At 58.5% G+C, this 14,994-nt stretch carries 14 protein-coding genes; 2 read left to right on the top strand and 12 right to left on the bottom strand.

What is annotated here, in order from left to right:
• Nucleotides 1–38: 38 nt before the first annotated feature.
• Together feoB and IEY11_RS02050 are read right to left on the bottom strand one after the other, a co-directional pair.
• Complete coding sequence (feoB, locus tag IEY11_RS02055) at nucleotides 39–1,886, bottom strand: ferrous iron transporter B (protein WP_188885613.1); 1,848 nt, start codon at nucleotides 1,884–1,886, stop codon at nucleotides 39–41.
• Nucleotides 1,883–2,122, bottom strand: a complete 240-nt coding sequence (locus tag IEY11_RS02050) for a FeoA family protein (protein ID WP_110435094.1) — start codon at nucleotides 2,120–2,122, stop codon at nucleotides 1,883–1,885. Before IEY11_RS02050 ends, feoB begins: the two co-directional genes overlap by 4 nt.
• Before the next feature lie 119 nt (nucleotides 2,123–2,241).
• On the opposite strand from IEY11_RS02050, the gene IEY11_RS02045 reads away from it, so the two are divergent.
• A complete protein-coding gene (locus IEY11_RS02045) occupies nucleotides 2,242–3,180 on the top strand; it encodes a S1 RNA-binding domain-containing protein (protein WP_188885612.1) in 939 nt (312 codons plus the stop codon).
• A 51-nt stretch (nucleotides 3,181–3,231) separates the two neighbouring features.
• On the opposite strand, the gene IEY11_RS02040 is transcribed toward IEY11_RS02045, so the two are convergent.
• Complete coding sequence (locus IEY11_RS02040) at nucleotides 3,232–4,482, bottom strand: replication-associated recombination protein A (protein ID WP_188885611.1); 1,251 nt, start codon at nucleotides 4,480–4,482, stop codon at nucleotides 3,232–3,234.
• Between the two features lie 247 nt (nucleotides 4,483–4,729).
• Here IEY11_RS02040 and hisC point away from each other — a divergent pair, with 247 nt between their 5' ends.
• Nucleotides 4,730–5,785, top strand: a complete 1,056-nt coding sequence (hisC, locus tag IEY11_RS02035) for a histidinol-phosphate transaminase (protein ID WP_188885610.1) — start codon at nucleotides 4,730–4,732, stop codon at nucleotides 5,783–5,785.
• Between the two features lie 72 nt (nucleotides 5,786–5,857).
• Here hisC and IEY11_RS02030 read toward each other — a convergent pair whose 3' ends face one another.
• From IEY11_RS02030 to rsgA, 9 genes are all read right to left on the bottom strand, one after another.
• Nucleotides 5,858–6,124: a phage holin gene (locus tag IEY11_RS02030; protein ID WP_188885609.1), complete on the bottom strand. Its 267-nt coding sequence runs from the start codon at nucleotides 6,122–6,124 to the stop codon at nucleotides 5,858–5,860.
• Nucleotides 6,121–6,366 (bottom strand): hypothetical protein, encoded by a 246-nt coding sequence (locus tag IEY11_RS02025; protein WP_117752359.1) that lies wholly within the window; start codon nucleotides 6,364–6,366, stop codon nucleotides 6,121–6,123. Before IEY11_RS02025 ends, IEY11_RS02030 begins: the two co-directional genes overlap by 4 nt.
• A gap of 92 nt (nucleotides 6,367–6,458) precedes the next feature.
• Entirely contained in the window at nucleotides 6,459–7,049 is a 591-nt protein-coding gene (locus IEY11_RS02020; RefSeq protein WP_188885608.1) for an HD domain-containing protein, read from the bottom strand.
• Nucleotides 7,050–7,107: 58 nt separating this feature from the next.
• Nucleotides 7,108–7,563, bottom strand: a complete 456-nt coding sequence (gene nrdR, locus IEY11_RS02015) for a transcriptional regulator NrdR (RefSeq protein WP_116704615.1) — start codon at nucleotides 7,561–7,563, stop codon at nucleotides 7,108–7,110.
• Nucleotides 7,564–7,752: 189 nt separating this feature from the next.
• Nucleotides 7,753–10,143 carry a protein translocase subunit SecD gene (gene secD / locus IEY11_RS02010; RefSeq protein ID WP_188885607.1) on the bottom strand — a complete coding sequence of 797 codons (2,391 nt, stop codon included), beginning with the start codon at nucleotides 10,141–10,143 and terminating at the stop codon, nucleotides 7,753–7,755.
• A 175-nt stretch (nucleotides 10,144–10,318) separates the two neighbouring features.
• Nucleotides 10,319–11,749: an adenylosuccinate lyase gene (purB, locus tag IEY11_RS02005; protein ID WP_188885606.1), complete on the bottom strand. Its 1,431-nt coding sequence runs from the start codon at nucleotides 11,747–11,749 to the stop codon at nucleotides 10,319–10,321.
• A gap of 347 nt (nucleotides 11,750–12,096) precedes the next feature.
• Nucleotides 12,097–13,296: a pyridoxal phosphate-dependent aminotransferase gene (locus tag IEY11_RS02000; RefSeq protein ID WP_165815417.1), complete on the bottom strand. Its 1,200-nt coding sequence runs from the start codon at nucleotides 13,294–13,296 to the stop codon at nucleotides 12,097–12,099.
• Nucleotides 13,297–13,443: 147 nt separating this feature from the next.
• A complete protein-coding gene (locus IEY11_RS01995; protein ID WP_188885605.1) occupies nucleotides 13,444–14,100 on the bottom strand; it encodes a thiamine diphosphokinase in 657 nt (218 codons plus the stop codon).
• Nucleotides 14,070–14,969, bottom strand: coding sequence for a ribosome small subunit-dependent GTPase A (gene rsgA, locus IEY11_RS01990; protein ID WP_243022142.1), 900 nt, complete (start codon nucleotides 14,967–14,969; stop codon nucleotides 14,070–14,072). The genes IEY11_RS01995 and rsgA overlap by 31 nt, the downstream gene beginning before the upstream one ends.
• Nucleotides 14,970–14,994 lie beyond the last annotated feature (25 nt).

Raw genomic sequence — 14,994 nt, 5'->3', positions numbered from 1 at the left:
AAAAAAAAAAAAAAAAAAACGCACTTTTTTCCTGCTTTTCAGCCTGCCGAAGCAAGCATGCAGTGTATCAATATGCAAAAGGCAAGCCCGACTCCCGCAGGAATCAGCACCGCCGCCAGTGTCCACTTTGCGCTGCGCGTCTCCTGCAGGATGGTAAGGCAGGTTGTCGAGCACGGCGCGTGCGCCACGGTGAGCACCAGTGTGCAGAGCGCGGTCTGCACCGTCCAGCCGTTTGCCAGCAGCAGCGCGCGGAAGGAGGCAAAGTCCACGCCGGAGACGATCGTGCCGGACGAGAGGTAGCCCATCACGATGAGCGGCATGACCAGCTCGTTCGCCGGAAAGCCGAGGATAAACGCAAGCAGTATCACGCCGTCTATCCCGAACACCCGCGCTGCCGGGTCTAAAAATGCCGTGATATGCGACAGGATAGCTGCATTCCCTATCTGCACATTGGCGAGCAGCCAGATGAGCACGCCCGCCGGAGCCGCCACGGCGGCGGCTCTCGCAAGGACGAACAGCGTCCGGTCGCGCACGCTGCGCACGATAACGCGCCCGATCTGCGGCATGCGGTACGGCGGCAGCTCGAGTGCAAACGATACCGCCTCTCCGCGCAAAACCGTTGCCGAGAGAATGCGCGACACGAGCAGCGTCAATCCCACGCTTGCCGCGATGACGCCGGTCAGCAGCAGCGCGCCGCCTGCCGCGCTGCCCGCGAAAAACACCGAGCACAGAAAAATGAGCAGCGGAAACCGTCCGTTGCACGGCGCAAAGCTGTTGGTGAGGATGGCGATCAGCCGCTCCCGCGGCGAGTCGATGATGCGGCAGCCTGTCACGCCGCAGGCGTTGCACCCGAAACCCATGCACATGGTCAGGCTCTGCTTGCCGCTCGCTCTCGCGCACTGGAAGGCGTGATCAAGCTGAAACGCCACGCGCGGCAGGTAGCCTGCGTCCTCGAGCAGCGTGAACAACGGGAAGAAGATCGCCATCGGCGGCAGCATGACCGAGACCACGGTTGCCAGTACGCGCCACAGCCCGTCGGTCAGCATCGAGACGAAAAACGGCGGCAGTCCCAGCTTCGCAAGCGCACCCGCAAACGGCGTGCCGAGTGCCAGAAGATGCGTGCTCAGCCACTCGCTCGGCACGTTTGCGCCGAATAAAGTGATGTAAAACACGCCTGCGAGCAGCAAAAGCATGAGCGGCACGCCGAACCTCCGGCTGAGGATCACATCGTCCGCTCGGTCATCCCGCGCGCAGGCGCATTCCGGCTGTCTGACGCACGTCAGCGCGATCTCCTCCGCGCGGAGTGCCGCCGCTGCGGTTGCAATATCGTCCCTCTGTTCCTCTGTCAAATCCTCGTCCATCGCCGGATAGCGGATAGCGGTCGGGTGCGTTTCATTTTCGCCTGCCGCCGCTCGGCGTATCGCGGCTTCGAGCTCGTGCAGACCCTTTCCCTGCCGTGCGGCGCACGGTATCACCGGTATGCCAAGCTCCCGCTCGAGCGCGGCAACATCAATCGCAATGCCCTTTTTCGCAGCTTCATCCATGAGATTCAGGCACAGAATGGCGTTTTTCTGTACCTCCAGTACCTGCAAAGCGAGGATGAGGCTGCGCTCCAGACAGCCCGCGTCCGCCACGAGCACCACCGCGCACGCCTGACCCGAAACCAGAAATTCCCGTGCGGCACGCTCCTCCTCCGAGTGCGCCCGCAGCGAGTAAGTACCCGGCAGGTCGGTCAGCGTCAGACCGCCGCCGTGCAGCCTGCCCTCGGCGCACGCGACCGTCTTGCCGCTCCAGTTGCCGGTGTGCTGACGGCTGCCGGTCAGGGCGTTGAACACGGTCGATTTGCCAACGTTCGGGTTGCCCGCCAACGCCACAGTGCGCCTCATGGCTGCACCTCGATTTGCGCGGCATCACATTTACGCAGGGCAACCACCGCGCCGCGTATCCGGTACGCGATCGGGTCGCCCGAGAGCGCACGCCGCACACAGGTTACGCGCGTGCCCGGCACTAACCCTAAATCCTGCACGCGCCGCCGCATGCCGCCGCTGAGATGCAGCGCTGCGACCCGCGCCTGCTGTCCGTCCCGCAGCGCCGACAGCGAAATATTTGCCGAATCTGCCATCCAATCAGCCCCTTATCCATAATTTCTGCTTACAGACTATGCACTTTTGCGAAATTTGGTGCTACTCTGCCCTGCCTGCACATATAGTAAGGCAGACCCCAAAGGAGGCTCGGCTGCATATGAAAACAAGCGAATCCTATCTGCCCGAGGGCAGCTACATGGTACAGCCTGCGGTCCGGCAGGCATTTTCGACACTCGGCGCACTGCGGCAGGCGCAGGAGGAGGGACGTATTCTGGAAGCCGTCGCACAGCGGTGCACCGCCGCGCACGACCTGCTGTTCGACCTCGGCATCGCGCAGGGCATCCTGCCGCGCGTGTGCTGCGCGCTCGGCATCGAGCAAGGCGACACGCGCGAGATTGCCATCCTGTCGCGTGTGGGCAAACCCACCTGCTTCGTCGTCACCGATATCGACGAGAGCACAGACCCGCCCACAGCGTGGCTGTCGCGCACCATCGTCCAGCAGAAGGCGCAGGACCGGCTGCTCGATTCCCTCCGTCCGGGTGACGTGATTCCGGCGCGCGTAACGCATCTGGAGCCGTTCGGCGCGTTCGTGGACGCAGGCTGTGGCGTGCCGTCGCTCATCGGCATCGAAAATCTGTCCGTGTCGCGCATCTGCCACCCGAGCGACCGATTGACCGTCGGGCAGTCCATTTTAGCCGCTGTCCGCACCGTGGAGCCGGAAAACCGGCGAATTTCACTCACCCACCGCGAGCTGCTCGGCACCTGGGCGCAGAACGCGGCGCTGTTCTCCGTCGGTGAGACCGTGCGCGGCGTTGTCCGCTCCATCGAGCCGTACGGCGTGTTCATCGAGCTTACGCCCAACCTGTCCGGCCTCGCGGAGCCGCGCGCAGACCTGCGGCCCGGCATGGCGGTATCCGTGTACATCAAGTCCATCCTGCCGCAGCGGATGAAGGTAAAGCTGACCATCATCGACGTTCTCGCGCCGTATGACGCACCGACACCGCCACGGTATTTCATCACCGAAGGACACATTGATGAATGGACCTATACGCCGGTTGGGTGCGATAAAAAGCCGGTTAAAACCGTTTTCGAGTGAACAGCGAAAAAAATGGAGAATGAAACCGTCACGTTCATTCTCCATTTTCCATTATTTCTGATTTTTCACTCTATCCCAGTACGCTTTCGCGGCCTGTTCGGTCTTATTCGGGCCGTATTCGTAGTATTGTGCGCCGCGCAGCTCCTCGGGCAGATACTCCTGCTGAACCCAGTGATTCGGATACATATGCGGATACTGATACGTCAACCCGCGGCCTAATTTCTTTGCGCCGCCGTAATGCGTATCCTTGAGGTGCGCCGGAATATCGCCTGCCCTGCCCGCCCGAATATCGGCAATGGCGGCATCAATACCATTGATGGCACTGTTGGATTTGGGCGCAGTTGCCATCAAAATGATCGCCTCCGCAAGCGGAATCCGCGCCTCGGGCAATCCCAGCTGGAACGCGCTGTCCACGCACGCCTTGACGATGGCGGCGCACTGCGGGTACGCCAAACCGATATCCTCGCTTGCAATAACGAGCATGCGCCGCGCCGCGGAGATCATATCGCCCGCCTCGAGCAGCCGCGCGAGATAATGCAGGGCGGCGTCCGGGTCCGAGCCGCGCACGGACTTCTGCAGCGCCGAGAGGATGTCGTAATGGCTGTCGCCGTCGCGGTCGTAGCGCATATTCGAGCGCTGCGCCGCCTGCTGCGCGTCCGCGAGTGTGATGCCGCCCTCTCCCGCACCGGAGACGAGCAGCTCGACCGCGCCGAGCGCCTTGCGTACGTCGCCGCCGACCGCCTGCGCGATGTAATCTACCACACCGTCCTCGACCGGCTTTGCGTCCTCGCCCATCGCAAGCTTCAACGCACGTTCCACTGCACGGCGCATATCGGCAGCCTCGACCGGCTTGAACTCGAATACCGTGCAGCGGCTTAAAATCGCGTTGTAGATGTAAAAATACGGGTTTTCCGTCGTCGATGCGATGAGCGTGATCTTGCCGGTTTCGATGAATTCAAGCAGGCTCTGCTGCTGCTTTTTGTTGAAATACTGGATCTCATCAAGGTACACAAGCGCACCGTTCGGCGCAAGGAAGGTGTCCAGCTCGTCAATGATCGCCTTGATGTCGGCAATGCCCGCCGTGGTGGCGTTTAAGTGGTATAACTTGCGGTCGGTCTGCTGTGCGATGATGGACGCGACCGTGGTCTTGCCCACGCCGGACGGCCCGTAAAATATCAGGTTCGGGATGCTGCCGCTTTCAATGACGCGGCGCAAAAGGCCGTTTTCGCCCAGTAAATGCCGCTGCCCGACCACATCGTCCAATGTCTTCGGACGGATTTTGTCTGCTAAAGGTTGGTACATAATTTAACCCTTCATTAGTCGTTTAATGCCTATCAGAGTGGAGAGTGAGGAGTGAAGAGTGAAGATTTACTCACCGAGAACACGGAACCCGCCGTATCTCACGTTCTCTCCACTCTTCAATCTCCACTCTCCACTCTATTATAAGGATTATACCACACTCTCCCCTGATTCACAAATCCTCTTGACTTTATCGCTTTATTATGATAAACTATCCCCATCAAAGAAAACGAACACAGGAGGTCTTCCCATGGACAAGCCTTTTCTCGATAAGCTGCGCAAGATCGACCCGTATGTGCCGGGCGAGCAGCCGAAAACCGACAATATCATCAAGCTGAACGCCAACGAGAACCCGTACCCGCCCGCGCCGTCCGTGACCGAGGTTCTGCGCACGTTTGACGCCGCAAAACTCGCGATTTACCCGGATGCGAACGCAAAAGCACTCAAAACCGCTATCGCAGAGCGGTTTGACCTGCAGCCGTCGCAGGTATTCCTCGGCAACGGCTCGGACGATGTGCTCGCGCTGGCGTTCCAGTCGTTCTTCTGCTCGGACAAGCCCATTCTCTATCCGGACATCACCTACTCGTTCTATCCGGTGTGGTGCGACCTGTTCCGCATCCCGTATGAAACCATGCCGCTCGACGAGGATTTCTGCGTCAATGTGCGTGATTACGACAAGCCGAACGGCGGTATCGTCCTGCCGAACCCGAACGCGCCGACCGGCCGCGGCGTAACGCTCGAGTTCCTCGAGGACCTGCTGCAGCATAATCAGGACTGCGTTGTCATCATCGACGAGGCGTATGTGGACTTCGGCGCGCAGAGCGCGGTTCCGCTGCTCGGCAAGTACGAAAACCTGCTCATCGTGCAGACGACCAGCAAGTCGCGCTCGCTCGCGGGCATGCGCATCGGCTACGCGCTCGGCTCGGAGACGCTGATTTCCACGCTCGAGGCGGTTAAAAACTCGTACAACTCGTACACGATGGACGCCATCGCACTCGCTGTCGGTGAGGCATCCATCCGCGACGAGGATTATTTCCAGCAGACCTGCCGCAAGGTCAGCACCACCCGTGACCGCTCGGCGGAGGCGCTGCGGGCGCTCGGCTTTACCGTGCTGCCGTCGCTGACAAACTTCCTGTTTGTCACCCACCCGGAGAAGAAAGCGCCGGATATCTTCGCCGCCCTGCGCGAAAAGGGTATCTTTATCCGCTATTTCAAGCTGCCGCGCATTGATAATTACCTGCGTATCACCGTCGGCACGGATGAGCAGATGGATAAGCTTATCGCCGCGCTGAAAGAGATTCTGTAAGAAAAACCCCTCTCAAACGAGCAATGTCAGTAAGTTAAGCTGGCATTGCTCTATGAGAGGGATTTTTTCTGTTTACTTCTGCGGAATGGTATACTGCCTTGCCCGTTCGCTGTCCGTCAGACCGGTGGTTGTCGGGTCATTGACGGCGTTCCACACGCTCGACAGCACAAGGAACAGGCAATACGGATTGCGCACCGCATTGCAGAGCAGCGCGCCGACGCTCTCCCAGGTGGTGAGGTCAGCGGCGGTCAGACCGGCATACGCCAGCACCGCGGCGAACGCGCTCACAACAATCTGCACCCAGAATACCGGATTCCTAAGCCGCACCTTCCAGTTCACTCGACTTCCTCCTTTTCCAAATCACTGATGCGGTGGTTAGCCACGCGGACACGCTCGTCCAGCAGCGCGACTGCCTGCTCCAGCCTGAAGGTTCGGGTGATGAGGTTATTGTGCTTTTCGACCTTCTTTTCAAGCTGCTCGATGCGGTAATTGACCAGCTTGCCGGAGACGATAATGCCGCCGGCCGTGCCCGCCAGCGTCCCCAGCAGGCTCAGTCCCGCAATGATGATCTCAGCTGACACGTTTTCACCTCCTTGCTTCGCATAAGTGCCTGCACCCATACGCCGTTCGGCGGCGAAAATTGACCACGAATGGTCAACTCGGTCGAAATTTTTTATTTTTCTTTGAGCGCACCCTTTTTGATGTTCGCCTGCAGAATGTCATCCGTCAGCTTATACAGGTACGCCGAGCCTTTCTCCGTGCGGCTCTGGCGGCCGTAGACCTGCTTAGCGGTCACATCGTGGTCAGCCCAGTCGCTGCCGCCGTTGCTGTTGTTGAGCAGAAGCGGCTGCAGATTGTCCATCGCGTGGGCAAAGTGCGCCTCGGCGGTCTCGTCGGCCTCAAATTCGTCAAAAACAGCCATCAGCCCGCGTTTCTGGTCGTCCGGCAGGAGCGAATAAATGCGCTGCTTTGCCGCGTCCTCGCGTGCCTTCTGCGTCTTCAGACCGTCGGCGTCGTAGGCGTAGGTGTCGCCTGCGTCAATCTCCACCACATCGTGCAGCAGGCACATGAGCATGACGCGCGCCACATCCACCGGCTCGTTGGAATATTCCTGCAGCAGGTACGCCATGACAGCCATGTGCCATGCGTGCTCGGCGTCGTTCTCGCGGCGGCCGTGGCCGGAGAGATGCGTCTGCCGGAAAATGTTCTTCTCCTTGTCGATCTCAAGAATGAAATTCAGCTGTTTCTGCAGCCGTTCGTCCATAAATCCATCTTCCTTTCGATATGAAAAAACGGGTACAGCCTGCGCCATACCCGCCGAATTATTTATCTTTGAGGAGCGTGTTCAGCTCTTCCATAAAGGTGTTGATGTCCTTAAACTGGCGGTAGACCGAGGCAAACCGCACATACGCGACCTCATCAACCTTACGCAGCTGCTCCATGACAAGCTCACCGATGACCTTGCTGGAGACCTCGCTTTCGAGCGAGCCGAACAGCTTCTGCTCAACGTGATCGACGATCTGTTCCAGCTGCATCAGCGAAACCGGGCGTTTCTCGCACGCCTTCACCAAACCGTTGAGCAGCTTCTGGCGGTCGTACGCCTGCCGGGTGCCATCGCGCTTGATCAGCATAAGCGGCATGCGCTCCACCGTCTCGTAGGTGGTAAAGCGTTTTCCGCAGTGGAGACATTCACGCCGGCGGCGGATGCTGGTACCCTCGTCCGTCGGACGGGAGTCCACGACCTTGCTGTCTTCAAAGCTGCAAAATGGGCACTTCATCGTACTTCCCCCTTGTGAACACCGCTTCACGCGCGTGGTTTGTTATCTGTCTGCTGTTATTATACTACGCGGGGTGCTGTTAAGTCAATTTTTTATTGTGATAAAGCGGCACCTTTTCCTGCACTGCTCCCCCTGCGCCGATAAACAAACGCAAAAAAGGCACCCGAACGGGTGCCTTTTCGATAGTCGTTAGATCTTGCGACGGCGGCGGAACTTCTTACGGAAGAAGCCCCACAGACCGGTAGACAGCATAACGGACGACCAGCCGCCGGCCAGGATACCGACGATCAGCGGCAGGGTGAACTGCTTGAGCGACGGAACACCGAGGATGTATACCATGCCGATGGTGAACAGCGTGGTAAGCGTGGTGTTGATGGTACGGCCCATGGTCTGCCAGATGCTCTTCTCGCCGATGACCTCAAACGGCTCCTTGCGCGCGGTGCGCAGGTTCTCACGAACGCGGTCGAATACGATGATGGACGCGTTGATCGAGTAGCCGAGGATAGTCAGTGCAGCAGCGATGAAGTTGCTGTCGAGCGGAATCTGCAGCAGAACGTAAACGCTCAGCATAACGAGCAGATCGTGAACCAGGCAGCAGATCGCAGCCAGACCACTGGTCAGCTCGAAGCGGAAGGTGATGTACAACAGCATCAGCAGGATTGCAAGGATCGAGCAGAGGAATGCCGAACGCTGCAGGTCGCTGCCGACAGAAGCGGATACGTCGTTGTTGTTGAGGATATCGGTATCGGCAAGGCTGTACTTCTCCAGCATCTTGTCGATCACGGCAGCACGCTGCTCGGAATCGATCGAGGTGGAGCGGATCAGCACGTCCTCGTTGCCGTCACCGGAGGAGGTTACAGAGGATGCGTCCACACCGGTTGCGTCCTTGAACAGACCGCTGACCTCGGTCTGGATATCCTGCGTAACGGCGGTGTGCATGTTGAACTCCATCTCGGTACCGCCGGCAAAGTCGATGCTCAGGTTGAACAGGTTCTTGCCGAACGGCAGCAGGATCAGCGCGACAAGGCCGGTAGCGACCAGTACGACAGAGATACCGCCAAAGATCTTGAAGTTCTTGAGGATCGGGAAATGCTTCTTCTCTTCCTTGCGCTCACGCAGACCGTAAGCCTTCGGGTTGCGGATGTGGAAATCCACCATGCGGTTGAGCAGGAAGTGGGTGATGGTCAGCGCGGTGAACATGGACACGATAACACCGATGCCCAGCGTGGTAGCGAAGCCGACGATCGTGCCGGTGCCGAGGAAGAACAGCACGCCGCACGCGATCAGGGTGGTGATGTTGGAGTCCAGAATTGCGGTAAACGCACGCTTGAAGCCGGAGTCAATGGCGCTCTTGACGGTCTTGCCGGCAGCCATTTCCTCCTTGATGCGCTCGAAGATAATGACGTTTGCGTCAACCGCCATACCGATGGACAGGATGATACCTGCAATGCCCGGCAGGGACAGGTTTACGCGAATCAGGCTGAACAGCAGCGCCTCGATAACCATGTAGAAGCACAGAGCGAAGCAGGAAACAACGCCCGGAACGCGGTACATGATGATCATGAACAGCATAACGAGGATCAGACCGATCATACCTGCCTTCAGGCTGGAGCTCATCGCGTCAGCGCCGAGCTGCGGGCCGACAGAGCGAAGCTCTACCTGCTTGAGCGAGAACGGAATCTGACCTGCGTTGATGAGGTTTGCCAGCTCGGTCGCGCTGTCGCGGGTGAACGAGCCGGAGATTACGCAGCTGTCGCTGTCGATCTTGGAAGAAACGGACGGTGCGGAAATAACCTGATCGTCCATGACGATAGCCATCACGTTGGTGCCGTCAGTGCGGGCCGCGATGCTCTCGGTCGCTTCAGCAAACTTCTGCTTGCCCTCAGAGGTAAACTGTACCTCTACATAATGGGTATCCGCAACTTCGTTGCCGGTCGGGCGGCCATAGCCGTAAGTAGCTTTCTTAACGTCAGAGCCGGTCAGCCACTCCTTGCCGTCAACATCAACAAAGGTGAGCTGTGCGGTGGTGCCGAGGGTCTGTACAGCCTCCTCCGGGTTGGTGATCTGCGGGATTTCGACCGTTACGCGGTTGTCGCCGCTGAGGGATACGGTAGCCTCGGTAAAGCCCTTACCGGTCAGTCGCTGACGGATGACCTTCTGTACCGAGTTCATGTCGTCGGACAGGTTGCTGGTGTCGTAGCCGTCCGGGATTTCGGCCTCGTATACGATACGGGAGCCGCCGACCAGATCCAGACCCAGACGGATACCATTGTCGGTATCGAGTACGCTCGGGATGATGGCCTTCAGACCGGAGTCTGTCGTGTCTGCGGAATCGGTCGAAGCCGAGTCAGCAGAGGTGTCAGCAGACGCATCCGTGCTGTCTGCCGTGTTGTCCGCCGTGTCTGCGCTGTTGTCGGTAGACGAGGTGTCGCTCGTATCCGTCGCAGACGTGTCGGACGTTGCCGTGTTCCGGAACGGCATGGTCCAGCCGCCCGGAATGTACACTCCTGTTACCGCCGTCACGCCGAGGAAAATGATGATCAGCATGACCGCGATAAAGGAAGTTACACTCTTTTTCACTTGCAAGTGCCTCCTTTATTTTTTTGTTACACAACTGATTTAGTATACAGCATAACAGCCAAAAAGTCAATCATTCTGCATGAATTGTGCAACATTTATGCGCCATTGACGCATAAGCGGCAGAATATCCCGCGTGAGCGGGATATCTGTCAATTTCAGGGATAAACTTTCCGGTTTACAGGTTGATCTCTACCTTTACGTCCTCACCGGTGAGGTACGGCGCGATCGCCGGACGAACACACTCGCTCAGGAACTCGTCTACCTGAGACGGGCAGCGGCCGATGTAAGCGGACGGGTCGAGGTGCTCGAGGATCTGCTCACGGGTCATGCCGAACATCGGGTCGCCGGCAATGCGGTCAACCATATCGTTCTCGAGGCCCTCCTCCTTGATGCGCTTGCCCGCAGCCATGGAGTGCTCGCGGATGCGCTCGTGCAGGTCCTGACGGTTGCCGCCGCGCTTTACGGCGTCCATCATGATGTTCTCGGTTGCCATGAACGGCAGCTCGTTCATAACGTGCGCCTCGATGACCTTCGGGTAAACGACCAGACCGGAAACGACGTTGATCATGATGTTGAGGATTGCGTCAACGGCAAGGAATGCCTCCGGCACGGAAATGCGCTTGTTCGCAGAGTCGTCGAGCGTGCGCTCGAACCACTGGGTAGCCGAGGTGAACGCCGGGTTCAGGCTGTCGCAGATGACGTAGCGCGCCAGTGCGCAGATACGCTCGGAACGCATCGGGTTGCGCTTGTACGGCATGGCGGACGAGCCGATCTGGTTCTTCTCAAACGGCTCCTCTACTTCCTTCAGGTGCTGCAGCAGACGCAGGTCGGTTGCGAACTTAGAAGCGGATTCTGCAATACCGGCGAGCGTTGCGAGCGTCTGCGCATCGATCTTGCGGGAGTAGGTCTGGCCGGAGACCGGAACCACGCCTGCAAAGCCGAAATCATCGGCAATGCGCTTCTCGAGCTCCTTAACCTTGCTCTCATCGCCGTCAAACAGCTCCATGAAGGACGCCTGCGTACCGGTCGTGCCCTTGCTGCCGAGCATGCGCAGGTTTTCGATGCGGTATTCTACCTCGTTCAAATCCATCAGCAGCTCGTTCATCCACAGGGTAGCGCGCTTGCCGACGGTGGTCAGCTGTGCGGGCTGGAAGTGAGTGAAGCCGAGGGTCGGCTGGGACTTGTGCGCATCCGCGAACTGTGCCAGCTTGTCCAGTACGGTCGCCAGCTTTTTGCGAACCAGCAGCAGACCCTCGCGGATCTGGATGATGTCGGTATTGTCGCCGACATACGCGCTGGTAGCGCCGAGGTGGATAATGCCGGCCGCCTTGGGAGCCGCCTTGCCGAAGGTGTAAACGTGCGCCATAACGTCATGGCGTACCTCCTTCTCACGCTGACGGGCCATATCGTAGTCGATGTCGGTCAGGTGCGCGGCCATCTCGTCCACCTGCTCCTGCGTGATCGGCAGACCGAGCGCCAGCTCCGCCTTAGCCAGCGACAGCCACAGCCGACGCCAGGTGGAGAACTTCATATCCGAGGAGAAGGTGTAGAGCATCTCCTTGGAAGCGTAGCGCGAAGAAAGCGGGCTTTCGTACACGTTGTTCATGTTATTCGTCCTTTCCGGTGTGTATTTTATCCAAATTATAACGAAATAACGGACTTGGATGGTATCTAATCTTCCATAACAGTCCGATTTTAGTTTAACACTTTGCATCGGTCATTTCAAGCAAAACCGACCGGTTTTGCGCTATCTTGTAGCAATAAACAAAGTTTGCAGCGGTTTCGCCGTTAGATTTTGCGTCCTCCCCTTTTTCCTGCACCGGAAAGCCGGGGCTGAAAAAGACTGCCGCCCGGAAAGGATGAACCGCCTGCGCGGTTCAAGTGCCCCAGAGGTTCGGTGCAGAAACCAAAAAGCAGCACCCTTTTCAGGGTGCTGCTCGGAATTACGAATGCTTACGCGTTCTTGATAAACGCTTCGAGGCGGTCGAGGCCCTTGTCAATCTCGGTGAGCGAGGTCGCATAGCTCCAGCGGACAAAGCCCGGCGCGGCAAATGCGGTGCACGGAACGGTCGCAACCAGACCCTTCTCAAGGAACAGCTGCGCGAAGTCCTCGGCGCTCTCGATGACCTTGCCGTACATGGTCTTGCCGAGGAAGCCCTTCATGTTCATCATAACATAGAACGCGCCCTCCGGCTTGATGCAGGAAACGCCCTCGATCTGGTTCATGCGCTCTACCAGATGGTCGCGGCGCTGCTCGAACGCCTGCTTCATCACCTGCATATCCTCCTGCGGGCCGGTCAGTGCAGTGATAGCCGCCTGCTGGGAAATGGTGGACGGTGCAGAGGTGGAGTGGCTCAGGTAGTTCGCCATCACCTTGGCAAGCTGCGGATTGGATGCGCTGTAGCCGATACGCCAGCCGGTCATCGCGTAGCTCTTGGACACGCCGTTGACCAGAATGGTGCGCTCCTTCACGTCCTCGCCCAGAGAAGCGAACGATACGAACTCATTGTTATCATATACAAGGTTACAGTAAATTTCATCCGCGATAACGTAGATGTTATGGCGGCAGCAAACCTCAGCGATCGCCTCCAGCTCGGCCTTGGTGTATACCATGCCGGTCGGGTTGGACGGAGAGTTCAGCATGAACACCTTGGTCTTGTCGGTGATGGCGGCGTCCAGCTGCTCTGCGGTGATCTTGAAGTCCGCCTCCTCGGTTGCGGCTACGATGACCGGGATTGCACCTGCCTGCTTTACCATCTCGGAGTAGCTTACCCAGTACGGAGCCGCGATAACGACCTCATCGCCCGGGTTGCACAGCGTCATCAGCGCGATATAAACCGAGTGCTTTGCACCCGAAGCCACAACGATCTGCGTCGGCTCGTAGTCCAGACCGCAGTCCTCCTTCAGACGGTAGCAGGCTGCCTTGCGCAGGTCCATCAGACCGGCTGCCGGCGTGTACTTGGTCTGGTTGTTCTCAATGGCCTCGATACCGGCCTGCTTGATGTGCTCCGGCGTCGGAAAATCCGGCTCACCGGCACCAAAGCCGACAACGTCCTTGCCCTCTGCCTTCATCTGCTTGAACAGCGAATCAATGGCCAGCGTCGTGGACGCCTGCACACCTGCTGCAATCTTGGAAATCGGCTTCAATGCCATGCTCAGCACTCCCTTATATCTCTCATCAGTTATCATGTGTTTTTATTATATGCCTGCGAACTTATTTTTGCAAGTCCTGACTTAATAAATTGCAAAATCGACACAATAAAAAAACCCGCCGATATTGGCGGGTCAGGTGTGGAATTTTCACAAAACACGGTCGCGCGAGAAGATAATCAGAGCCGTTCCCCGTTCAATCGTGACGGCAAAGCGGCTGTTCGGTTTTGCCTCGTTCGAGGTGGAGATCATGCCGACACGGGTAACCGTGCCGTTCGTTAATTCATATTTTGCATTCTCGATGGTCACGCCCTCGAGCACCGCGTCCATCGGCACGACCGAGAAGTAGGGAAACGTCTCCGGCATGATGAATTCCTGCCGTCCGCCCTGATGCAGCTCGACGCGGTTGTACGGATCGAGGATGGTCAGGTGGCCGCCGAGCGTCTTTGCTTCCTCAAGCAGCGAGAGATTTGCCAGCATATGGTCGATGCGCCCGCCGGTCGCACACACGAGCGTTGCCTCGCGGCAGCCGCGGCGGAACACCTCGCGCAGACAGCTCTGCGAATCCGTATCGTCCTTTTCGGGCTTCAAGAGGATAACGTCCTCTCCCTCCACCTCGGTCATGGAATCCCGGTCGGAGATCATGAAATCCGGGTGCAGACCGAGCGCCCGCGCATGCCGCAGGCCGCCGTCCGCACACGCAACGAGCGCGTCCGGATGCTCGCGCAGAAACGCGCGGATGTAACCGTAATCGGTTTCCGGTGCAGCCGCAAAAATCAGCGCGTGCCGCCCTTGGTAAGTTCCCATTCCTTCAGATCCTTTACACTTTCGTACAGCTTTACATAGCTTTCATGACGGGTTTTCGCAATTTCGCCGTTTTCCACCGCCGCAAGGATGGCGCAGCCCTTCTCCTTGACATGCGCGCAGCCGGTAAATTTACACTGCCCGATGTACGGCTCGAACTCCGGAAATGCGTACTGCAGATCCTCGGCCAGCACCAAATCCATCTGCTCGGTCTCAAACGAGGAGAAGCCGGGCGTGTCCGCGATATAGCCGCCGCCTTCGATCGGGTGCAGCTCCACATGACGGGTGGTGTGCTTGCCGCGGCCGATCTTGTCCGAAATCGCACCGACCTCAGCGCCGAACGAGCTGTCCAGACGGTTGAGCACGCTCGACTTGCCGACACCCGAGTTGCCCGCAAACGCGCTCACCCTGCCGCGGATGCGTTCGCGCAGTGCGTCAATGCCCTCACCGGTGTGCGCGCTCACGCGCAGCACCTCGATGCCGCTCCTGCGGTAGGTTTCATACAGCTCGTCACCCGGATTCGCGTCCGTCTTGTTGATGACGACCAGCGCGTCCATGTTCTTGTGCACCGCGATCGCCGTTACCTTGTCGATCAGGAACGGGTCGGTTACCGGCGGTGCCGCGCTCGCCACGGCAACGACCAGATCCAGATTCGCCACAGCTGGCCGGATCAGGCTGTTCTTGCGCGGCGCGATCGTCTGCAGATAGCCGGTGCCGTCCTCCGGCTGGATTTCCAGCGTTACCCGGTCCCCGACGATAGGCTTGCCCACGGTCTTGCGGAACCGTCCGCGTGCTTTGCATTCAATGAGGCCCTCGGCGGTATCCACATAGTAGAAACCGCCGATGCCCTTCAGAATGATCCCTTCGATCAAACTTAATTCCTCCGTTTTTACGCTT

Origin of the sequence: Butyricicoccus faecihominis (assembly GCF_014648015.1) — a bacterium.
GTDB classification, from domain to species: Bacteria; Bacillota; Clostridia; order Oscillospirales; family Butyricicoccaceae; genus Agathobaculum; species Agathobaculum butyriciproducens.
The sequence above is the reverse complement of the archived record's forward strand: the minus strand, read 5'-3'. Positions and strand labels throughout refer to the sequence as shown.